23 protein-coding genes are annotated in these 21,442 nt (G+C 60.6%); 15 read left to right on the top strand and 8 right to left on the bottom strand.

Annotated features, from left to right (window positions below):
• Window positions 1–162: 162 nt before the first annotated feature.
• From AC0L3H_RS00460 to AC0L3H_RS00470, 3 genes are all read right to left on the bottom strand, one after another.
• Window positions 163–327: a DUF3309 family protein gene (locus AC0L3H_RS00460; protein WP_473584096.1), complete on the bottom strand. Its 165-nt coding sequence runs from the start codon at window positions 325–327 to the stop codon at window positions 163–165.
• A 356-nt stretch (window positions 328–683) separates the two neighbouring features.
• On the bottom strand, window positions 684–905 hold the full coding sequence (locus tag AC0L3H_RS00465; protein ID WP_023799552.1) for a hypothetical protein: 222 nt from the start codon (window positions 903–905) through the stop codon (window positions 684–686).
• 8 nt (window positions 906–913) lie between these two features.
• A complete protein-coding gene (locus tag AC0L3H_RS00470; RefSeq protein WP_091590065.1) occupies window positions 914–1,096 on the bottom strand; it encodes a hypothetical protein in 183 nt (60 codons plus the stop codon).
• 170 nt (window positions 1,097–1,266) lie between these two features.
• Here AC0L3H_RS00470 and AC0L3H_RS00475 point away from each other — a divergent pair, with 170 nt between their 5' ends.
• The 5 genes from AC0L3H_RS00475 (at window position 1,267) to AC0L3H_RS00495 (ending at window position 4,821) form a co-directional block, all read left to right on the top strand.
• Entirely contained in the window at window positions 1,267–1,698 is a 432-nt protein-coding gene (locus AC0L3H_RS00475) for a hypothetical protein (protein ID WP_023799551.1), read from the top strand.
• A gap of 325 nt (window positions 1,699–2,023) precedes the next feature.
• A complete protein-coding gene (locus tag AC0L3H_RS00480) occupies window positions 2,024–2,230 on the top strand; it encodes a sugar phosphorylase (protein WP_473494745.1) in 207 nt (68 codons plus the stop codon).
• 117 nt (window positions 2,231–2,347) lie between these two features.
• Window positions 2,348–3,700: a Do family serine endopeptidase gene (locus tag AC0L3H_RS00485; RefSeq protein ID WP_473584313.1), complete on the top strand. Its 1,353-nt coding sequence runs from the start codon at window positions 2,348–2,350 to the stop codon at window positions 3,698–3,700.
• 174 nt (window positions 3,701–3,874) lie between these two features.
• On the top strand, window positions 3,875–4,312 hold the full coding sequence (locus AC0L3H_RS00490) for a DUF2267 domain-containing protein (protein ID WP_473584097.1): 438 nt from the start codon (window positions 3,875–3,877) through the stop codon (window positions 4,310–4,312).
• A gap of 44 nt (window positions 4,313–4,356) precedes the next feature.
• Entirely contained in the window at window positions 4,357–4,821 is a 465-nt protein-coding gene (locus AC0L3H_RS00495) for a YbhB/YbcL family Raf kinase inhibitor-like protein (protein WP_473584098.1), read from the top strand.
• Between the two features lie 26 nt (window positions 4,822–4,847).
• Here AC0L3H_RS00495 and AC0L3H_RS00500 read toward each other — a convergent pair whose 3' ends face one another.
• A complete protein-coding gene (locus AC0L3H_RS00500; RefSeq protein ID WP_473584099.1) occupies window positions 4,848–6,323 on the bottom strand; it encodes an FAD-dependent oxidoreductase in 1,476 nt (491 codons plus the stop codon).
• Between the two features lie 270 nt (window positions 6,324–6,593).
• On the opposite strand from AC0L3H_RS00500, the gene AC0L3H_RS00505 reads away from it, so the two are divergent.
• Window positions 6,594–7,346, top strand: coding sequence for a hypothetical protein (locus AC0L3H_RS00505; RefSeq protein ID WP_473584100.1), 753 nt, complete (start codon window positions 6,594–6,596; stop codon window positions 7,344–7,346).
• 144 nt (window positions 7,347–7,490) lie between these two features.
• On the opposite strand, the gene AC0L3H_RS00510 is transcribed toward AC0L3H_RS00505, so the two are convergent.
• Window positions 7,491–8,549: a LacI family DNA-binding transcriptional regulator gene (locus tag AC0L3H_RS00510; protein WP_473584101.1), complete on the bottom strand. Its 1,059-nt coding sequence runs from the start codon at window positions 8,547–8,549 to the stop codon at window positions 7,491–7,493.
• A gap of 211 nt (window positions 8,550–8,760) precedes the next feature.
• On the opposite strand from AC0L3H_RS00510, the gene AC0L3H_RS00515 reads away from it, so the two are divergent.
• From AC0L3H_RS00515 to AC0L3H_RS00545, 7 genes are all read left to right on the top strand, one after another.
• Window positions 8,761–9,750, top strand: coding sequence for a substrate-binding domain-containing protein (locus AC0L3H_RS00515; protein WP_473584102.1), 990 nt, complete (start codon window positions 8,761–8,763; stop codon window positions 9,748–9,750).
• Between the two features lie 89 nt (window positions 9,751–9,839).
• Window positions 9,840–11,354, top strand: coding sequence for a sugar ABC transporter ATP-binding protein (locus AC0L3H_RS00520; RefSeq protein WP_473584103.1), 1,515 nt, complete (start codon window positions 9,840–9,842; stop codon window positions 11,352–11,354).
• The gene (locus tag AC0L3H_RS00525) at window positions 11,347–12,348 is read left to right on the top strand and encodes an ABC transporter permease (protein WP_023799539.1); all 1,002 of its coding nucleotides are present in this window, start codon (window positions 11,347–11,349) and stop codon (window positions 12,346–12,348) included. The genes AC0L3H_RS00520 and AC0L3H_RS00525 overlap by 8 nt, the downstream gene beginning before the upstream one ends.
• Window positions 12,345–13,340, top strand: coding sequence for an ABC transporter permease (locus tag AC0L3H_RS00530; protein ID WP_473584104.1), 996 nt, complete (start codon window positions 12,345–12,347; stop codon window positions 13,338–13,340). Before AC0L3H_RS00525 ends, AC0L3H_RS00530 begins: the two co-directional genes overlap by 4 nt.
• A 5-nt stretch (window positions 13,341–13,345) precedes the next feature.
• Window positions 13,346–14,194, top strand: coding sequence for a sugar phosphate isomerase/epimerase family protein (locus AC0L3H_RS00535; RefSeq protein ID WP_473584105.1), 849 nt, complete (start codon window positions 13,346–13,348; stop codon window positions 14,192–14,194).
• Window positions 14,195–14,198: 4 nt separating this feature from the next.
• Window positions 14,199–15,641, top strand: coding sequence for an FGGY family carbohydrate kinase (locus AC0L3H_RS00540; protein WP_473584106.1), 1,443 nt, complete (start codon window positions 14,199–14,201; stop codon window positions 15,639–15,641).
• 15 nt (window positions 15,642–15,656) lie between these two features.
• Window positions 15,657–16,349, top strand: a complete 693-nt coding sequence (locus AC0L3H_RS00545; RefSeq protein WP_473584107.1) for a class II aldolase/adducin family protein — start codon at window positions 15,657–15,659, stop codon at window positions 16,347–16,349.
• Between the two features lie 72 nt (window positions 16,350–16,421).
• On the opposite strand, the gene AC0L3H_RS00550 is transcribed toward AC0L3H_RS00545, so the two are convergent.
• Window positions 16,422–16,895 (bottom strand): phosphatidylglycerophosphatase A family protein, encoded by a 474-nt coding sequence (locus tag AC0L3H_RS00550; protein WP_473584108.1) that lies wholly within the window; start codon window positions 16,893–16,895, stop codon window positions 16,422–16,424.
• A 269-nt stretch (window positions 16,896–17,164) separates the two neighbouring features.
• Between AC0L3H_RS00550 and AC0L3H_RS00555 the strand changes: the two genes are divergently transcribed.
• The gene (locus AC0L3H_RS00555) at window positions 17,165–17,791 is read left to right on the top strand and encodes a CDP-alcohol phosphatidyltransferase family protein (RefSeq protein WP_473584109.1); all 627 of its coding nucleotides are present in this window, start codon (window positions 17,165–17,167) and stop codon (window positions 17,789–17,791) included.
• Window positions 17,792–17,857: 66 nt separating this feature from the next.
• On the opposite strand, the gene AC0L3H_RS00560 is transcribed toward AC0L3H_RS00555, so the two are convergent.
• Entirely contained in the window at window positions 17,858–18,532 is a 675-nt protein-coding gene (locus tag AC0L3H_RS00560; RefSeq protein ID WP_473584110.1) for a protein-L-isoaspartate(D-aspartate) O-methyltransferase, read from the bottom strand.
• A 536-nt stretch (window positions 18,533–19,068) separates the two neighbouring features.
• Between AC0L3H_RS00560 and AC0L3H_RS00565 the strand changes: the two genes are divergently transcribed.
• Window positions 19,069–20,061 carry a glycosyltransferase family 2 protein gene (locus tag AC0L3H_RS00565; RefSeq protein ID WP_473584111.1) on the top strand — a complete coding sequence of 331 codons (993 nt, stop codon included), beginning with the start codon at window positions 19,069–19,071 and terminating at the stop codon, window positions 20,059–20,061.
• Window positions 20,062–20,136: 75 nt separating this feature from the next.
• Here AC0L3H_RS00565 and AC0L3H_RS00570 read toward each other — a convergent pair whose 3' ends face one another.
• Window positions 20,137–21,435, bottom strand: coding sequence for a polysaccharide biosynthesis/export family protein (locus AC0L3H_RS00570; protein ID WP_473584112.1), 1,299 nt, complete (start codon window positions 21,433–21,435; stop codon window positions 20,137–20,139).
• Window positions 21,436–21,442: the final 7 nt, after the last annotated feature.

Raw genomic sequence — 21,442 nt, forward strand, 5'->3', positions numbered from 1 at the left:
CCATTCTCGTGGATTTCTGAGCGGCTATAATGCCCTCGAGCGGTTTCGGTTCCGTCCGGACAATCACGTGCGGCCCCCTTTGCCCGCAGTCGCGGCGACATTCCTGGGCAAGGCATCAGGCCGACACAGGATCATCGCCAAAATTGTCCGCCTAATCGTGTACTAAATGCGCCCGAGAAGGACCAGGATAACAACGATCAGCAGCACGAGACCGAGGCCGCCGCCACCATAATAGCCGGTGCCGTAGAACGGTCCACCACCCAAGCCGCTGAACCCGCCAAGCAAGATAAGGATCAAAATGATGATAAGTATGGTTCCGAGGCTCATGGTGGTTCTCCCATTCGTGCGCTGCCGCGCCGTACAAGGGCACGTCCATGCGCCTGTTGATGACGGTATGAACTCCCAGAGGGGGCTTCCTGTTCCACCGGAAGTAGCATCGCTGTCGCTCGTCTAGCGGGAAAAGCCGGTAGGCTGACGAGACAGCCCGCCGGCCGGGAGCCCGCGGGCTGTCTCAGCCTCGGACCGCCTGGAGGAACGGCGATCACAGCAAAAATGCGTGATGCGGTCCGAAGTTGCGGCGGTAGGCCAAAGAAGGCCACAGCCACTGGCGGTGCTCACAGTCGACGGCCGGATGATGCTTGGCACCTCCACGCCGCACGCTTCGCCGGGGACGTGAATACAATTCACCTTCCTTTGTTTGCCGGCCGAGTGCCGCCGCCCTTCTTTTCCGGGTCATGAGTATGGTGGCTGTCGCGTTCGCCTCCGCCGCCTGAGATCTTGCTGCGGCTGCGCAGATCGGAATCGGCTGGTGGCTTTTCTATCACCAGCGGCTCCTTGGCGTTTTCGTGCGATGCGCCAGGACCGCCATGGCGAATACTGGCGCGGGTCTTCTTCGACGTGGACATGAAATCACCTAGCGGTCCTGCTGATGGCCTTGATGGGTCGTATTGACCTTCGTGTTGCCCTGCTGGCCCTGTTTGTCGGGATTTGGGGCGGAATGGCTGTGCTGCGTCTGGTCGACAGGAACCGACTTCTTGTCGCCCGGACCCTTTGGGCTCTGGTTCTCTGTCGGAACGGGTGGTGGTTTTGTGCTCATGACCGTCTCCTTTCACTAGCCAAAACAAGCAGGCCCCCGGGAAGGTTCCTGATCCGAACCGGGCGAGGGGCAAACTCCTGACATTGCCAATTCCGGCCTTGTCGGCGCGTCGCAGCGCAATAATCTTCTGTTAGGGCGTGGGCACTTCCACCTGTTGAAAGGAGCCGACCATGAAACACCAAACACTCGACCAACTGCAGACAGTTGCGAAAGTTGAGCCCTCGGCGACATACCCGACCATGACTCGGGCGCAGCGGATCGAGCGTTGGGCAGAGCTTCTCGAACAAAATCCACGGCGTTGCCTCGGAGCCCTTTCAGGCACCGAATATCTCAGTCCTGAAGCTCGTGACGTAGCGCGTGGCGCGGGGTCGCCGATCACCGTTGCCTATGAGGATCCGGTGCTGCGCGCCATGGGTCTGAAAGATGATACCTACGGTGAGGCAAAGCGCTTCTTCGAGCTAAGTGACTGGCAGTTGCACAACATCGTCTGTCACTGCCACGTGGGTGCTACGATGCAAGCGCGATGGGCTGCCGCCAGAGTCCGCCGGACGATTACCGGGAACAGACTTCTGGCCTGGCTGAGGGCAAGGTTTGTGCATTGAGGCCAGCCCAGAACGGTGACGAGAAGTCTTGATCGTTCTCGTTAGCGGGTGGCCGGCAAAAGGCTGGTGGCATCGCCGGCGCCGCAGTGTTGATCGAGCCGACGCCTTGCATTCAGGGCGGCCGGACGAACGCCCCTTGTCGGAGGCAGGAAGCTCTCGATTCATGTGAACACGGCCCGCGCCCCTGATCCATGCACCACCGATGCATCGTTGGCGGAATCTCGTCCCTGTGACATGCCCGCAATCGCGTCTGGGAACTTTTCTGGAGGCACATGGTTGGAATGTGCGGCTGAAAGATTCCGGGCCTGTGCCAAGGAGGTTCGCCATGAAGCTTCGCGAGTTGATGAACCAAGTGAAGGATCTGCCCCCGGATACCCTCGTCTGTGCCGCCGAGATTGACGAGGCCTTTGCGGCCAACATTGCCGGCATAGAAACAGTAGAAGGTGCCCGGATCGAAAGCCGGAAACCGGACGGCACCGAAGCTGTCGAACTCGCCAACGGGAACGACAGGGTTGTCGTAATCCGCTGGTGATCCGCTGGCTCATGCCGGAGCGGTCGCAATGCTTGATCACTGAACGATGGAGAGTCGCAGACCATGTTTCCGGAATTGAACCAAAGACTTTGCGCCGGCCTGATCGCCGGAACTCTGATGCTCTCGGCCGGCGGCTTTGCTCCGGCCGCAGCCCAGGAAATCCCGAACGACTTCACGACAATCGTGCGCGAGAAAATTCCAGCCGTGGTCGCAATAACGACCAAACAGATCATCCAGGACCAGGCGACGCTGGGCGACTTTCTTAGTCCTTTCGGCAGTCCCGGCCTCGGACCGGCGCAACCGCAGGTGCGAGAGGCCCTTGGTTCCGGCTTTGTGATCAGCCCCGAGGGGTACATCGTCACCAACAACCATGTCGTTGCCGATGCAAGCGAAATTCATGTCGTATTCTCCGACAAGGAGACGTTGCCTGCGCAACTCGTCGGCCGCGATCCGGCAACCGACCTCGCGGTGCTGAAGATCGACCCGCGGTCCAATATGACAACGACCGCCTGGGGTGACTCCGATGCAGTACAACCCGGCGCATGGACGATCGCTATCGGCAGTCCGTTCGGGCTCGGCGGGACCGTTACCGTCGGCGTGCTTTCGGCCCGTTCGCGCGACATCAATGCCGGTCCTTACGACGATTTTCTCCAGACCGACGCCTCAATCAATCGCGGCAATTCCGGCGGCCCGCTGTTCAATGCTCGCGGCGAAGTGATCGGGGTCAATACGGCCATCGTATCTCCCACAGGTGGCAGCATAGGGATTGGCTTTGCGGTACCATCCCGCACCGCCCGGAACGTCGTCGACCAGTTGATCCGCACTGGCCGGATCGAGCGCGGTTTCATCGGGGTGCGTCTCCAGGAGATCACCCCGTCGATTGCCGAGGCGCTTGGAATACCCGGCAGCAAGGGAGCGCTGGTCGCCTCGGTCGAACCCGGCAGTCCGGCAGAGCAGGCAGGCATACAGGCGGGAGACGTGATCACACGCTTTAACGGCAAGGACATCCAGAGCGTCCATGATCTGACGCTCGCGGCTGCGAGCCAAAAGCCGGGAACAAAAACGACGCTGACACGGAACCGCGGAGGCAGCCAACAGGAAATAGCTCTGACCATCGGACAGCGCAACGATGAGGAGCAACAGACCAGCGCCGTTCCAAAGTCGGAAACGGCCGACACGCGTCTTGGATTGTCGCTCAGCCCAATCCCGGATGAGGCGCGCCAGCAGCTCGCACTCCAGCCGGATACTACGGGCGTGTTCGTCCAGGAAGTGGCTCCAAACAGCCTCGCCGCCGAAAACGGCGTTCAGCCTGGCGATGTGATCGTCTCGGCCAACAACCGGGATGTGACACAGCCGTCGGACATCCAAGAGGAGTGGGCGAAATCCCGCCAGCTGAACAAGCCGATGTTGTTCCGCATCAGCAGGCAAGGGCAATCTCTTTTCGTTGCCGTGGCCACGGCCAAATCTTGACGGGCCAAATCTTGACGGGCCAACTCTCGATGGAAACGCGTTAAGCTTGGCGAGCGTAAAATTGGCCGAATAGATCACACGCTTTCGCGAGAGGCGGCCTTTAGGGACGGGAACAACAGCCGACCAAGGCCGTTTCGTCCAAGAGTCATTCAACCTGTTGAAAGGCGGCTTCCGATGAGCGCCACCGGACTCGACGTATTCGACAAGACGCTGCAGACAACAAACATCTGGCTCGACGAGATCATGACCGAGATCGGACCGGATCGGCAGGTCGCATGGCATGTGCTTGGAGCGGTGCTCCACGCCTTGCGAGGCCGCATGCAGCCGGATCTTGCCGCCCACCTCGGCTCGCAGCTGCCGATCCGCGTGCGCGGCGCCTATTACGACCAATATCAGCCCTCCACGATTCCCGAGAAGTTGCGGTCGCTCGACGAGTTCCTGGCCAAAATCAAGGCGGAGTTGGAATTCACCCGACCGGTGGATTCCAAGGATGCATTCAGGGTCGTATCCAAGGTGCTCGATCACCACGTGGGAGAGGGGCAGATGATCAAGGTTTGGGAATCCTTGCCGGCAGAAATCAGGCGCGTCGCGGCAGCTCAGCAAGCGGCGTGAAATAGCGCCAGATACAGTTGGTCTCGTTTCTTGGGGAGATGGAAATGCCACTCACCCTTATCAGTCCTGCGTTCCCGGCGGGCGGGAAAATCCCTGAAAGGCATACCCGCGACGGCCAGAACGTCTCACCACCGCTAAAATGGTCCGGTATTCCGGACGGTACCAAGAGCCTTGTTCTCGTCGTGCAGGATCCCGACGCGCCGAGCGGGGTTTTCGGGCACTGGGCGGTGTTCAATATCCCGCCTGATGCCGGCGAGCTTGCCGAGGCGCAAGACGGCAAGCCAGGCCCGTCGGCACTCAGGCAAGGCACCAACGATTTCGGCAATGCCTATTACGATGGCCCTCAGCCACCGGTGGGACATGGCGTCCATCATTATCATTTCCGGCTGGCCGCGCTCGACGTGCCGAGCCTCAGTGTGCCGGGACAGGCGGGCGTGCAGCTCGTCTGGAAGGAAGCCCAGAAGCATGCGCTGGAGCAGACCGAGTTGGTCGGAACCTACGCACGGTAACACCGGCCCGTGCCGGTGGCCGCCGTTTACAGCGCAGCCGGATCAAGCGGCTTTCGAGCCGGGCCGTGGATGACCGAGCCGTCGGCCGCAAAAATCGAGCCATGGCAGGGACAATCCCAGGTGTTGTCCGCATTGTTCCAGGTCACGGTGCAGCCCTTGTGGGTGCATGTCGCCGAAACTGGGTGGAGCACCCCTTCAGCGTCTCGCCACGCCGCGATCTTTTCGTCACCCCTGACGATCACACCGCCCATGCCGGGCGCGATGTCGTCGAGGCTTGAGACAATCGATTGGCTGCGGCCATTCTGGTGAAAGTCCTCGGGATAAGACCGCGCCGGGTCGTAGAGCCTTTGCCATGGACTCGGCCGCGCGCAGATCAGATCCGCGATCATCATGCCTGCGGCCGTTCCGTTGGTGATGCCCCAGGCGTTGAATCCCGTGGCGATATGAAAACCGGAGGCTTTGTCCGGATCGGGTTCGCCGGCATATGGAACCCTATCGGCCGTATCATAGTCCTCATTGCACCAGCGCCAGGCAACGTCCCCAACGGGAAGGCTCATTCTTGCCCATTGTTCCAGCTCGACAAACCGTTTCGCCACATCGCCGTCCTGGCCCGTGTCGAACTTGGGGCCGAGTGCGACAAGCAGCGGGCCTTCGGCGTCGCGGCCGGTGCGGATGGAATGCGTCGGATCGTCGATGCCGATGAACATGCCGTCGACGGCAAGAGGGTCATCGATCCGAAACGCCATGGCAGTGTGGCAGCGCGGCTGGGTCCGGTTCGCCATACCGACGGGGCTCTTCACTGTCATGTTGGTGGCGACGACCACATGCTCGGCGTGAACGGTGCCGCTGTCGGTAACGACGCGCCAGCGGCTTGCCTCGCCAATAGAGATCGCGCGGCTGTTTTCGAGAATCCGTCCGCCACGGGCCGTCACCGCTTGAGCCAGGCCAACCAGATACATCGCCGGATTGAACTGCGCCTGGTCGGAAAAACGGAGAGCGGCGGCCGTTTCGAAAGGCAGCGGCGCGCGCTCCAGAACATCGGCGTCCAGCCCAATCTGGCGCGCGGCTTCTGCCTCGGCCACGATCTCCGCGCGCCGGCTTGCATCGCAGCTGTAGGTATAGGCATCCTTGTTCTCGAGATCGCAGGCGATGGCATAGTCGCGAACCCATTCCCGGATCTGCACGGCGCCGGCGGAATTTGCTTCGGCATAGGTCTGTGCCAGGTCCCGCCCAAAGGTGTCGATGAGATGGCGATAGATCAGCGCGTGCTGTGTCGTGATCTTGGCCGTCGAACGACCGGTCACCTGGCCGCCTGTCCGCAGGCCTTCGACGACGATCACCGACCGACCGGCCTCGCAAAGGCGAAGCGCCGTCGTGAGCCCGACAATCCCGGCGCCCACGACAACGGCATCGGCATGGATCGAGCCCTCGAGCGGGGGATAGTTCGTAGCGGTGGCTGCCGCCACCCAACAGCTTCCCGGTTCTCCCGAAAGAATGGCCATTTTTCTCGCGTTCCATCATTTCGATGCATCTCCATGACAACCCGCGCCGGCACGAAAACGTTCCGAGATATAAGGTCTTCAATCGTGGTTTCCACAGGGAATCCTATCCATCAATGATGGAACTCCAGCAGATGGTCGCGTCAGTCGAACGCTGCAACGCACGTGAATTGGTATAGGCTGAAGCCAATACTGTCAGGCCGGCGGCCGAAGACTGCGCCGTTAACGTCCTGTGGCGAACGTCACCTGCGCGCCCCCGGCAAAACCTGAAGAATGGTTCGAGCCACCCGCATCCAGTATTTTGGCGATAAAACAGTTCGTACCTTGTTTTTTGTCACTGCAATTGCCAACCATGGAAAGGGATTGATTCGGAGCTTGTCTATGCGTGGACTGCAAGTGGCCCTGGCTGCGGTGATCTTGGGCATTTCAGTCAGTTCTGGACTCGCCGATGACAATTCTCCCTTTATCTATTTTGCGACCCAGGACCCTTTCGCAGACGGTTTGCCGACCAAAAACGATGTCTTTGTCTTTGGTGGCGTCTTTACGCGCGGGGCCTTCGGCGACGCGATCAATGTTTTCGGTGCCGACTACACGGACAATTATATAATCGGAGCCGCATACGGTCGCGATTTCGTCGATATCGGCGCTGGCTTCGTTCTTGGTGGCGTCGCCGGCGCGGCCATAAGATTTGGCGAGGACGATGATACGACTGGCGAACTTTGGGCCGGAGCGCGACTGCGCCACCACGGCCTGGTCATTGGTGATTTGGCGATTGCGCCCGCACTGACTGCTGGATTCAGTGCCGTTACCGGCCCTACCGAGATCGAGCGCCAACGCGAAATCGTCCACGATGGCGACGCATCATTCCTCGGCTTCGTCGGTGCGGAGCTTTCTTTCAGAGTGAGGCAAGCCCCCAACGTCGAACTCGTCTACCAACTCCACCATAGATCCGGCGCCGATGGCACGTTTGGAGATATGACAGAGGGTTCCAATGCGAACGCTCTTGGAATCCGTTATCGCTTCTGACGCTCGCTGCTGTAGACCTTTTTACAGGCGCCTACGCACCCACCCAGTTGGCTCGCGCTGAGGACGGCGACACTCCCGTGAGGGTCGGCACGATGAACCACTGAAAATCTCAAGGCCGTGTCGCCCTCTAGCGCCGGGTCACCCTCAGGCTATATCCTTCAGCGTATCCAACGGCCCTTTCAATGCAGACCTGGGCTGGATCAGCTCTGGCGCGATCAGGAAGGTCTGCGGTGCCGTCGGCGGTTCATCGATCAGCTCGAACGCCTTCGTGATCATCGCCTCAACATTCTGCCGCACCATGATTACGGGGAAGGGCAGGAAGGAGCCGAAGGGGTCATAGTCGTAGCAACCGACGACGAGTTCGCTGAACATTTCCGCCGGCCGGCCGGCCATGAAACGCAGCAGACCTTCCATATTGATCGACGAATTGATGAACAGCGCGCGCGGCAGCTTGCCACGGCATTGGTAAAACGCCTCGAAGGCACGCAAAGTTATATCAGGCGAATACCCGGAGGACTGCACACCATCGTGAGGGTCGGCGCCCAGCAGCGCCTTCTTGGTCGCATGGAAAGCGGCGATGCGTTCGCGGCTGGCGTGGTCGTTGCGGCCGCCAAACAGAAACAGCTCGTCCGGTCGCAGAGGATCGTCCTTGCCGAAGTGGCGGATGATTGCTTCCGTCAGCATCCGCGCGCCCTGATAATTGTCGCTGATCACCGAATGCGCCTTCGCTCCCGGCAGGTCGATGTTGATATGCCTCAGCCCCGCCAGTTCGCAGACCTCGTGCACGCCATCGGGATCGGTGGCGCCGACGATGAAGAGCTGGTCGATTGAATAGGAGATCAGCGTCTCCGCGGTCCGCCGTTCCTCTTCGGGGTCGCGGCTGGCACTAACCACGACCGGGCATTGGCCGCGGCTGCGCACATGCCCCTCAAACGTCTGCGCCATGGAGGAGAAGTAGCGATTGTCGTGGACGGGCAGCATCAGGCCGACCAGGCCCGATCGCGAGCGTCGCAAGCCTCGCGCTTGCAGATTGGTGGTGTATTGGTGGAGTTCGGCGAGGCCGAGAATTGTTTGCGCCGTACTTTCCTTGATGCGGCGCTTGCGCCAAGTGCCGTTCAGCACGGCACTCACGGTCGACGGCGAACTGCCCGACAGCACGGACAGGTCATAGATCGTCGCCTTCTTCTTGACCCGCTGATCCATCTGGCGCCTCCGGCGCGTCTATTTAGAGCAATATCCCGCTTGACGAGAGCTTCTCGATGCACAATAGTTTCTGCACCATCGATTGTGCAAGCGAAAACCGGTGGATGATCGATGGGGAAGTGCCCCGTCTCTTTCGGGGAGGTTTCTAACGGCCGCCGTCGTTCGACGGCTCGAGTGTGTTCCCACTAGGAACGTTATGGGAGGAGTACAGATGAAAAAGCTCTTGATCGCGGCGCTTGCCGTGACCCTTATGATTGGCGGATCATTCGCAGCGATGGCACAGCAGGCCGGCAAGGTCGGCGTCGTCGTCAAGATCGGCGGCATTCCGTGGTTCAACGCAATGGAGGCGGGTATCAAGGAGCGCGGCGAGAAGCTCGGGATCGACGCATTCATGGTCGGCCCGACCAGCGCTGATCCAGCACTGCAAGTTCGCGCCATCGAGGATCTGATCGCGCAGGGCGTCAAGGTCATCGGCGTCGTGCCGAATGATGCGAAAGTGCTTGAACCGGTCCTGCAGAAGGCCAAGGACGCCGGCATCGTCGTCATCACACATGAATCGCCTGGCCAGAAGGGCGCCGACTGGGATTTCGAACTCGCGTCCGCCACCGGCTTCGGCGAGGCTCACGCCAAGCTCCTGGCGGAGAAGATGGGCGGCAAGGGTGAGTATGCAGTGTTCGTCGGCTCGTTGACGGTGCCGCTGCACAATGCCTGGGCCGATGCGGCAATCGAGTATCTGAAGAAGAATAATCCCGACATGAAACTCGTCGGCGAACGTTATGGCGTCGCCGAGGATGTAGACAAGAGCCGCAGCACTGCGCTTGACCTGATTTCCGCAAATCCCGGCCTGAAGGGCTTCCTCGCCTTCGGCAGCCAAGGCCCGATCGGCGCTGGCCGCGCAATCGAAGAGCGCCGGAAGGTGGGCGAAATTTTCGTGCTCGGACCATTCTCGCCAGGCCAGGGCCGGAAGCTCATCAAAAGCGACGCGATCTCCGGCGGCTTCATGTGGAATCCGAAGCAGGCGGGCGAGGTTTTCGTCACGCTGGCCGACCATCTCATGAAGGGCAAAGAGATCAAGGATGGCGATACGATCGAAGGGCTTGGGACAGTCAAGCCGGACTTCGAAAACCGTAACATCATCGTCGATCAACTCGTCCCCATCAACAAGGATACTGTCGACGATCTCGCGGCGATGGGCCTGTAAAGCCTCCCAGGACTAATGGCAGTCGGGCCCGGCCTCGAACCGGCCCGGCTGCAGGATTGCAAACGCGATTGGATCCAGGTTTCGACTCGATGGCTGATCAGGCACTCGATGGCGCCGCACCACGGCCGCTGCTGTCGCTCCGCAACGTCAACATGACGTTCGGCGGCGTGAAGGCGCTGAAGAATGTCAGCTTTGAGGTGTTGCCGGGCGAGGTGCATTGTCTTGCCGGCGAGAACGGCTCCGGCAAGAGCACGCTGATCAAGGTCATTACAGGCGTGTACAAGCCCGAGGCGGGCGCCGAAATCGATTATGATGGCCAGAGCTACTCCCATATGTCGCCGGTTACGGCGCAGGCCAGCGGAATTCAGGTCATCTGGCAGGATCTCGCCCTGTTTCCCGAGATGACTGTCGCCGAGAATATCGCGTTCCAGACCGTCATCGGCCGCTGGCCGCGGCTGGTGAACTATGCCGAGATGCGTCGGGTCGCGATCAACGCCTTGCAACGTCTTGGTGTTACCTTCGATGTCGATCTGGCACTCCACCACTTTCCCATCGCACAGCGGCAGATCGTAGCAATCGCCCGCGCCCTCGTCGGTGAGGCAAAGCTCGTCTTCATGGACGAGCCGACGGCGTCGCTCACCCAATCCGAAACCGACTATCTGCTGGACGTTGTGCGCAATCTGTCGGCGTCGGGTGTCGCCGTTGTGTTCGTCAGTCATCGCCTGGCGGAGGTTCTTGAAATCTCCAGCCGCGTCACCGTGCTGCGCGACGGCGCCCTGGTTGGCGTCTATCCAACCAAAGGCCTGACCCAGTCGCGCATCACCGAGTTGATGACGGGCAAGACCTTCGACTATTCCGTCCTGCATCGGGATTTGAGCAGGAGCCCGATCATGCTTGAGGTCAAGGGACTGTCGCGGCCCGGCGAATTCGACGACGTGTCCTTGACAGTCCGGCGCGGCGAGACGCTCGGCATCACCGGGTTGCTCGGGGCAGGGCGCACCGAATTGGCGCTGACATTGTTTGGCATGCGCAAGCCGAAATCGGGCTCTGTCGCCCTGGATGGCAAACCCGTTCGCTTCGGTTCCAACCGTGACGCGATCGCCGCCGGCGTCGCCTATCTTTCGGAAGACCGGCTGTCGCTCGGTCTCATTCAGCCCCAGGCAATCGCCGACAACATGGTCATCGCCTCGCTGGACAAGATCCTTTCAGGCGGTTTCATTTCGAGCGATCGCAAGCGATCTCTGGTCAATCGCTGGATAAGAGACCTCGGCGTCAGGATCGGAAAGCCGGACGACGCGATCTCGACCCTGTCAGGGGGAAATCAGCAACGTGTCGCCATTGCAAAATGGCTGGCGACCGACCCGAAGCTGCTTATCCTCGACGCACCGACCGTCGGCGTCGATGTCGGCGCGCGCGCCGGCATTTTCGACATCGTTTCCAAGCTGGCGGACAGCGGCCTGGCCATTATCCTGATCTCGGACGAGGTGCCTGAAGTCTATTTCAACGCGGACCGTGTGCTGCACATGGCTCAGGGGGGCATTGTCGGCGAATTTACGCCGGGCGCTACGACCCTCCAGGCGATGGAGGAGGCGGTCTATGCGTAGGTTTGTCCGCTCCCACGCAACGGAACTGGCTTTGCTTGCCGTTATCGCAGTCATCTGCGTCTTCCTTTCGTTCGCGACGGACCGGTTCTTCACCCTCGGCAACGCGTTTGACCTTCTGAACACCAGCTCGGTCAACATCATCTTCGCCGTCGGCCTGCTGGTCGTGCTGATCGCCGGCGGCATTGACATCTCCTTCGCGGTTGCTGCCTCCGTTGTGCAATATCTGACCGCGACCGTCCTCGGCTGGATCGGCGGCGGGAATTGGATTGTCGGCTTCATCATCGCTGGCGCATTGGGCGTCGCGTTGGGCTGCATCAACGCCTTCCTGATCCACGGGTTCAGGATCATCTCGATCGTCGCCACGATTTCGACTTTCAACATTTTCTTCGGCTTGCTGATGTTTTTCACGGGCGGCGTGTCGATCTACAACCTGCCGGACTGGCTCACCACCCGCGTCGTGCTGTTCGAGCGAGAGATGGCTGACGGGACCTGGGCGGAGATCACCCTGCCTGTGCTCATTATGGCCATATGCGTGTTCGCTACCTGGGCGTTGATCACGCGCACCACCACTGGCCGCCAACTCTACGCATTTGGCGACAACCCGGAGGGCGCGCGCCGCTTCGGCATCAATATCGGTGCCATGCAATTTATCGCCTTCGGCTGGCTTGGCCTGATGGCGGGTATCGCCGGCCTCGTCCAGGCGCATTACGCGCAGGAGGTTGTGCCGAATGCCCTTTATGGGCGCGAACTCGACGTCCTGGCAGCGGTGGTCCTTGGCGGTGCGCGGCTCGGCGGCGGCAAAGGCAGCGTGCTCGGCTGCATTCTGGGCGTTCTGTTGGTCTCGATCACCCAGAACGGACTAAATTTGATGGGCGTGTCGCCTTTCGCGTTCAAGATGATCGTCGGCGCCATCATTCTTGCCGCAATCACGCTTTCGAATACCAGCATCGAACGCCTGCTGCCGTTCCTGAAAAGCCGACGGGTGCCTTCATGACGGTTTTGATTGAACGCGTCCGCAACGCGCTCGGCCCCGAACTTGCAGGTCCGTTTGCCGCGTTCGTAGCTGTCGTGGTCGTGTTCGGCTTTGCCGCGCCGAACTTTCTTTCCCGCGCTACCTTTGGATCCGTCGCCTTCCAGCTGCCGGAACTCGGCCTCCTCACACTCGCCATGCTGCTGCCGATCCTGACCGGCGGCCTGAACCTGGCCATCACCTTCACCGCCAACATGGCCGGCCTGACGCTGGCTTGGGTACTGCAAAGCCAGGGAGGCGTCGAAGCGGGCGTCGGCGCCTTTGTGCTTGGCTCGGTCCTTGCTATCGCGGTCGGCGCACTGAGCGGGCTGATCATGGGGCTCGTCATCGCCTACACCAAGGCTCACCCGATCCTGGTCTCGCTGTCGATGATGATCTTCCTGCGCGGTCTCGGCGAATTCCTGACGCGCGGCGGCGACGTGTCCGGCATTCCCGGCTTCCTGGCGCCGATCGGCTACGGTTCGATTATTGGCATCCCGGTGCCGTTGCTCATCTTCATCGCTTGCGTGCTGATCTGGCACGTCTTGCTGACGCGCATGAAGCTAGGCTTCAACACCTACATGATCGGCTCCAATATCGAGGCCACGCGCTATTCCGGTATCAATACGCGCAAGGTGCAGGTTCTCGTCTACACATTGTCCGGCGCGATGTGCGCGGTCGCCGGCATCATCATGCTGGCGCGCTTCAATTCGGTGCGTGTCGGCCACGGCGAGTCTTACCTGCTGATCACCGTGCTTGCCTGCTTCCTTGGCGGGGTCAATCCGTTCGGTGGCTTCGGTCGGGTGATCCCGGTCTTCGTTGCGCTCGTCGTGCTCCAGCTTCTGTCCTCGGGACTCAATCTGATGGGCGCAAGCCAGCACCTTGCGACGGCAGTCTGGGGCATCCTGATGATTACGGTGATGATCCTGCGCTGGCTTGCCGGGCGCCTCAAATTCCTGAACACAAACAGAGGGTGAGTTAGATGCATGGTTTTGGGGTCCACACCTCGATGTGGACGATGAACTGGGACCGGGCCGGCGCGGAGAAGGCGATCGCGGCTTCCGTCAAATACGGGATGGACTTTATCGAGATCGCGCTTCTGAACGCGCCGGCGGTCGATGCCGCGCACACACGCGCCTTGCTCGAAAAGCACAATCTTCCTGCCGTTTGCTCGCTTGGCCTGCCGGAGCGCGCCTGGGCCTCGGTGCGTCCGGATGCTGCCATCGAACATCTCGAAGTGGCGATCGACAAGACTGCGGAAATGGGCGCGCTGGCGCTTTCTGGCGTGATTTTTGGCGGTATCGGCGAACGCACCGGCCTGCCACCGACCGAAAAGGAATACGACAATATCGCGCATGTGCTGACCGTCGCCGCCAAGCACGCCAAGACGCGCGGCATCGAGCTCGGAATCGAGGCGGTGAACCGCTACGAGAACCATTTGATCAACACCGGCGCGCAGGCCGTCTGGATGGTCGAGAAAGTCGGGGCCGACAACATTTTTGTTCATCTCGACACCTACCACATGAACATCGAGGAGAAGGGGGCCGCCAACGGCATTCTGGCTGCCCGCGACCACCTGAAGTACATCCACTTGTCTGAGAGTGATCGCGGCACACCAGGCACCGGCAACTGCCCCTGGGACGAGATTTACGCGACGCTGGCGGCGATCGGCTTCAAGGGCGGACTGGCCATGGAAAGCTTCATCAACATGCCGCCGGAAGTCTCCTACGGCCTCTCGGTCTGGCGGCCGGTTGCCAAGGACGAGGCCGAAGTGATGGGCAATGGCTTGCCGTTCCTGCGCAACAAGGCTCGCCAATACGGTCTGATCTGAGACGATGGGTGACGGGCAGAAGGCGGACGGCGCAAGGATCGCCGTCTTCGATGTCGGCAAGACCAACATAAAGCTCTCCGCAATGACGCTCGACGGGGTGCTCGTGGAGAGCCTCTCTGTCCACAACGAAGTGCGGCCCGGTCCACCTTGGCGGCAGCACGATCTCAACGGCATTACCGACTGGCTGTTCGGCTCGCTCGCCACTTTGTGCCGACACCATCCGCTGGAAAAGCTGGTCGGCACCGGACATGGCTCCGCGGGGGTCTTGGTGACCGCAGATCCCGACGAGACTTGTGCCCTGCCGATGATTGACTACGAGCAGGATCTGCCGCCTGCAATTCGCGAAGGCTACGCGCCGCTTTCGGGCGATTTCTTCGATCGCGGCAGCGCGATCATGCTGAAGGCTGCCCACCAGGCGCGCCAGCTGTACTGGATGCAGCAGGTTGATCCGGAGCGCGTCGGTCAGGCTCGTTGGTATCTGGGCTTGCCTCAATATTGGGCCTGGCGGCTGTCGGGCGTGCCATCGGCCGAAACGACGATTCTCTCGGCGCAATCCCATCTGTGGAACAATGTGCGTAAGCAGTGGTCGCCCATTGTGGCGGGGCAGGGATGGCAGCGCCTCATGCCACCATTCCATCCGGCCTGGGAGAGGCTGGGGCCAATCCGGCAGGATCTGGCGCGCCGGCACGGCATACCGGAAGAGCTCTCTGTCCTGACCGGCGGCCACGACAGCAGCCTGAACCTCTACCGCTACCAGGCGGCAGGCATGCGCGACGCCTGCGTGATCTCTACCGGAACCTGGATTGTCGGAATGTGCGCGGCGACACCTCTCGATCAACTCGATGAAAATGGCGGAATGGTGCTGAACAGCGATGTGACAGGACGCCCGGTCGGCGGCGTTTTGACCATGGGCGGACGAGAGTTCAGTCATGTGGCAGGGCAGGGGCAAGAAGGAACTGCAGCCGACGCTGCGCTGGTCAGTTTGCTGATTGAGCGCGGCACCTTCGCATTGCCGTCGTTCGGCGACGATGACGGCCTGTTTCCAGGCAGTGCCGGGCGCGGCCGGTTTGAAGGGCCGCCTGCAGAACCCCCTGCAGAGCGCAAGGCGCTCGCGGTGCTCTACGCCGCGCTGCTGACGGTAGAATGTATCGATGCGCTGAACGAAAACGGGCTGGTTGCATTGGATGGCACCTTCCTGCGAGACCCGCTCTACGCCACACTGGTTGCCGCACTACGGCCAAACGCCGAAACGGTCTACAACCTCGACTCCTATGGCACCGCGTCGGGTGCGGCGCTACTTGGCGAACATGAAACGCGTGACACGCCGGCTCCGATCGCGCTCAGCCTACCGACTGCCTTTGCCGGCGATCGTGAGACGCTCGCAGCCTATGCACAGCGGTGGCGCGACCTGGCGAAGCGAAACAACCTGCAACGGGCCAAGACCTAGCAAAAGGAACGATCGATGACTGATGACAGCGCTCTGCGCCGCGAGATGGTGGATGCTTGCCGCCGGATGAACTCAAGCGGCATCAACCAGGGAAATGCCGGCAATTTGTCGGTGCGCTCTAGCGCCGGTTTCCTAATCACGCCCTCGTCGCTGCCCTACGAAACGATGACGCCCGAAGACATCGTCGAGATGGGCTTTGACGGCACCTATGTCGGCCGACGGCCCTCCTCGGAGTGGCGCTTCCACCGCGACATTTTGAGGGAGCGGCAGGAGATCGACGTCGTGCTGCATTGCCACTCGCTCTACGCCACGACGCTGGCCTGCCATCACAAGACGATCCCGAGCTTCCACTATATGACGGGAGTGGTTGGCGGCACCACCATCCGCTGCGCGGAATACGCAACCTTTGGCACGCAGGCTTTGTCCGACAATGCCTTGGTTGCACTCAAGGATCGCCTCGCCTGCCTGCTCGGCCAGCACGGCCAGATTTCGCTCGGCAAGACCATGGAGGCGGCGTTGTGGCTGGCGAACGAGGTCGAAACCCTGTCGCGCATGTATGTCCAGGCGCTTAGCCTTGGCGAGCCGCCGGTCCTTTCCGACGAGGAGATGGCGCGGGTGATCGAGCAGATGAAGAAGATGAGCTATGGCCAGGCGCCGGATCCGGAGGGAACGAACGATTTGGCGCGGCCGCGCGACGCTGCGGTCTAGCGCTGCTCCGGCAGATTTTAGTGAAGAGGTCTGTTTTCGCGCTGGGTGGCAGGTGAAGACTGAGATGTCCTCCTACGGCAAACGGTGAATCAAATCGTTCAGCAAAAGCAGCGACGCGCCGGCGAACACGGCCGCAGCCGCGTCGTCCAGCATGATGCCGAGTCCACCCCTTACCTTGTCATGCACGACGCCGATGGGCCAAGGCTTGACGACGTCGAAAAACCGGAAAGCAAGGAAGCCTGCTGCCCACCAGACCGGGTCGAGCGGCAGCATGGAAAGCGTTGCGGCGGTGCCGAAGGTCTCGTCAATGACGACGATCTGCGGATCCTCCGTCCTGGTATGGGCGACGACATGCGACGACGCCCATACTCCCACGGCGAATAAGCCTATATAGGCGAGCACGATCAGCCAAGGCGTTGCAGGTATCAGGACCGCGGCAACAGTCACTCCGACGCCCGCGCCGGCGGTGCCTGGCCATACCGGAGATAATCCCGCGCCGGCAGAGGTCGCGAGCAGGTAAGCAAGCCTGGGCAGAAATTTACGCATGGCGTTTAGCACGGCCGACAGGGTGAATTGCGAATATGCGTTGTATCAGTCTTCCGGTTACTTCCGCTAACGCAGGTCGCGCAAAAGCATGCCCTCGGGCGTGACCCGGTCAGGCCGCGACGCGCTATAGACCGCCAGTCGATCATTTGCGACAGCGGACACAACGGGCATTGCGCTGACCACCTCGATCGGCGCCGACCGGCTGGAACGAACCCTCAATTTGCCGGTTAAACGTCGCGGAGCGACATCATCAGAGGAGCCAAGTCATCATGATCGCCGGTCTCATGAAACGCCGTATCGACCCGCTATGGGAGCACGCCGCCTCCCCGCTGATCGGGATCGGCATGACCCCGAACCAGGTTACGTCAGGCGGGCTGGTGCTCGTCGCCCTGTCGTGCGCCGCCTATCTGTACCACCAGTCGAGCCTCGCCTTTGGCCTTTGCCTGGCGTTTGCGTTCACCTTCGACGCGCTCGACGGGGCGGTTGCTCGCCGCAGACATATGAGCACCAAGGCGGGTGGCTATTTCGACGCCATGGCCGACCGTTATCAGGAACTTGCCGTGTTTGCGGCAATAGGCTGGGTCGCCGACCTGTGGGCGATCGCCATGATCGCGTTCGCCGGCGGACTCCTCACCAGCTACGCCAAGGCGCGGACGGCGATCGAAATCCCCATAGAAAACCACGCGTGGCCGGATTTCTTCGAACGGATGGAACGCCTGGTGTTCATTTGCGTGCTGTTGGTCGCCGACGGCTTGGCGACCGCCATGGGCGCCGCTTCGCCCTGGATTCTGACGGGCGGGTTCACGCTGTACGCACTCGTGGCCAACGCGACAGCGCTGCAACGGATCAATCGCGCATTTGCGATGCTCAAACGAGCCGACGCGAAGCAGCCGTGAGACGGCGAAATCCCATAAGGATGAGGCGCCCGGCGCTCCCTGCGTGCCTGTTGTCCGCACCCCTCGTTAGACCGTTTCGAGCCGGCTGAACCGAACCGGGATGATTTTGCGGGTCTTCAGTTGTCCTGCCGAATCCTTGTCGATGACCGTCAGCAACTGCCCTTGTTCAGGGCCTACAGGCATAACCAGGCGGCCCCCCGGCTTGAGCTGCTCGAGCAAAGCCGGCGGCGCCCGCCCCGCCGCGACGCTGACCAGGATCTTGTCGAATGGGGCGTGCTCTGGCCAGCCGCGAGACCCGTCCCCGACACGAATGCTGACATTGGACAGACCGAGGTCCTGCAGCAGAGCCTCGGCATGGCTTGCGAATTCCTCGATGATTTCGACGCTCCAAACCTGCCCGGCGAGTTCCGCCAGGATTGCGGTCTGGTAGCCCAGGCCGGTGCCGATCTCGAGCACCGCCTCGCGCGGTTGGAGAGCAAGGAGATCGGTCATCAGCGCGACGATGAACGGCTGCGAGACGGTTTTGTCGAAGCCGATCGGCAGTGGCATGTCCTGGTAGGCATAAGGCGCGACCGAGCTTGGCACGAAAAGATGGCGCGGCACCCGCTGCATCGCTGCCATCACCCGTTCGTCGAGCGCCGCCTTGCCGAGCTCTTCGCTCGCAAGGTCGGTATGGATTGCAATCATCTCGACCATGTGCCTGCGTAGCACTGCGAGATGCTCTTCGTTCATTGGCTTCATGACCGTCGGGCTTTCTTCAACCAGGCTTGCTCCCAGATAGGCTTATATCCTGTTCGTCACTGCAACGCCCGGCATCGTTTCCAGTTGCGGGTGGCACACAACGACCGGAGGTAATTTGGCGTTGCATCTTGATAGATATTGTCGGCGGCCCTGGAGATCCGGTGCCATGTAGCCATAACGGTATGTCCTGGATCGCGGTGATTTGAACGATGAACGGCTGAATCGCGTGCATGCGTGGGCAGCCGGCGATCTCGACCGGGGCGTTGTCGTTGTAGTGGTGGACGCCTGTTTCACCGATGCGACTGCTGCATGGCTTCGGCAGCGGAATGCCGCGACGGGCGGTTCCTAAATATCCAGCTAAAGTCCGGAAGCCGCTACTTTATCGCTTCCAGGAGTGCTGAGTGGAACTCGCCGGGGCCTCTGCCTTGCCGTTCGGCCGTCGTGGTTGAATCCTCATCAGCTAAAGTAGTGAAATCTGATGGAACTACCGGCCCTGATGTGCCATTTTACCACGTCGTGAGAGAAGACGAAGGCAAATGAGCCAGCACAATGCCACTGTGATAGGCGTCGTGGTGCCCATGTTCAATGCCGAGAGAACCATTCTCCCGACGCTGACCAGCATCTGCCAGCAGAGCCACCAGGCGCTGGACATTATCGTAGTGGATGATGGGTCGACGGACCGGTCCGCGCCAATCGTGGCCGCCTATGCGGAGCAAGATCGGCGTATACGCCTTTTCAGGCAGCCGAACGCGGGTGTTGCGCACGCACGCAACAGCGGCGCCGCTGCCACCGATGCGGAGTTTCTAGCGTTCGTGGACGCGGATGATCTTTGGGCTCCATCCAAAATCGCACTGCAACTGCGCGTCCTGCAGGAAGGAGGCTCGTCAGCTGGCCTGGCATATTGCTGGTTTGCGGAGATCGACGAGGACGGTCGGATATTTTCCTTCAAACAGCCCGATGCCGAGGGTCGCGTGCTGCAACGCATGTGCAGAAACAACTTTGTCGGTAACGGAAGTTCGATGCTTGTACGTCGCTCCGCATTCGAGCGGGCAGGACAGTTTGATCCTTCCCTGAGGGCGAGGAACGCACAAGGCTGCGAAGATCTTCTAATGTGCCTCAGAATAGCGGAGAATTACGAGTTTCGTGTCGTGCCACAACATCTTGTGGGTTACCGGAGGACGATCGGCAACATGTCGAGCGATGTCATGCAGATGTTTCGTTCGTATGAAATTGTCCTAGCCGAGTTTCGCGAGAAATATCCGCAATTTGTGAGCGATCTCAATGCCCATCTGCTTGACACGATAAATGGGTTTGCCGTGAGAGCTTTGATTCAGGGGCGGCCTTCCGCAGCCTGGTACCTGTCGAAGAAGCTCTTTGTCCTGGAGCCGCGCACGGCCATTTCACGTCTGCCTCACACTGTCGACGTCTGTTGCCGGGGGCTGGTTCCTCGCTGGATCAAGGTTCGAGTGAACCGGATGCGAAACGCCGAGTCTCGGCCTCTTTACGAAAAGATTTATCTGGAGAGGTGAGGTGAGCGCGTGCCTGTTCGGGCGTACCGAGCCCGAGCTGTTGAAGCTAGATGCTTTATGCCAGGCTTTAATCGTTTAATTCGCGACCGCCGCTCCTGGTGGGACCTTCAGCGTAATTGTGATGGTGTCACCCGGAGCAAGCAGAGTATCTTCAGTCGCCTCGGTCGTCGCTGCCCGTCCGTCAGTGGAGCGGGTTACACCGATCGTAATTCGGTCCCCTTCGCCCACAAGGTCGCTGCGCATCTGCATCACGTAGGCGATTTGTTTGGTCAATGAATCCATCTCAGCGCGCATTTGGTTCATCGCCGCGCGTTCAGTCTGCAAGTCAGCCAACAGGTCGATTCGACCCTGGTCGATAAACTTATCAAGACTGCGCTGCAAATCCCCTTGGTCGCGTTCAAGTCGAGCGATCTCAGCGCTGGTTTGCAAAGCGCGGGTCGCTGACAAGAGCACCGCGCGTTGAGCAGCGTTGACGCTAGTGATCTGGACCAGCCCTTTTTCGAAGAGCTTCTTGAGGCGATCAAGTTCCGCCGCATCTGCGGCTGCGCCCGCTTGATCCGCCTTCTGCTGCTCCTTCAGGTAGCCCATTCGTTCCGCCGCCTTGGTTGTGGCCAACTTAATCGAAGCGCGCTCCTTTTCCTGATCCGCATAGACAGCTTCAAGATGCTTCCCCTCCTGCTGCAAAGCTTCGTCGCGACGAGGTTCGAGGCTCGGGTCACGTTCTGCGTCCGGAACCTCAATCGCTCTGGCGCCGCTCAGCTGCGCCGCTATGCGAGCAGCCTTGATTTCGCTTTCCTGGTACCTGATGTGCAGAATGTGGAGGCGGCTGCCAAGGTCCGCTGCTGTCATTTCAGGGTTTTGAAGCTCACCGCGACCGAGCTGGTAACCGCCGCCAGCCGCCACAGCTTGTCGGACAGTCATTCCTGGTCTGAAGGGCTGAATCCCGGGAGAGGCAATGTCCCCGTCAATATAGACGGGTCGGTATTCCTCAATATCAACAATAATCTGATCTGGGTAAAAACCAGTCCAAGTCTCAGTGCCGTCGGCGGAACGTTGGGGAAGGGATTTTGGTTTTAAAACCTCGATTACCTCCTTGCGAACATCCTCTATTGTCTTCCCGAGAACCTTTAGGGGGCCTATGGCCGGCAAGACGATTACACCGCTTTGGTCGATCACAGCTCGCTTTTGCATCTCGGGATAGCCTATGACAGCGAAGCCGATCACGTCGCCGGTCTGCAGACGGTACTCGCCGACATTGTGCTCCTCTGCTAGGGCAAGGCCATTCGACAGATTCGCGTATGCGAACAACAAAAACATGCATGCGAGCGCAGCGCAACTGCCTGCCCGCATCCAGCGCACCGATCTATTCAACATTCGCGAT

The sequence above is a fragment of the Mesorhizobium sp. WSM4816 genome (assembly GCF_055811535.1).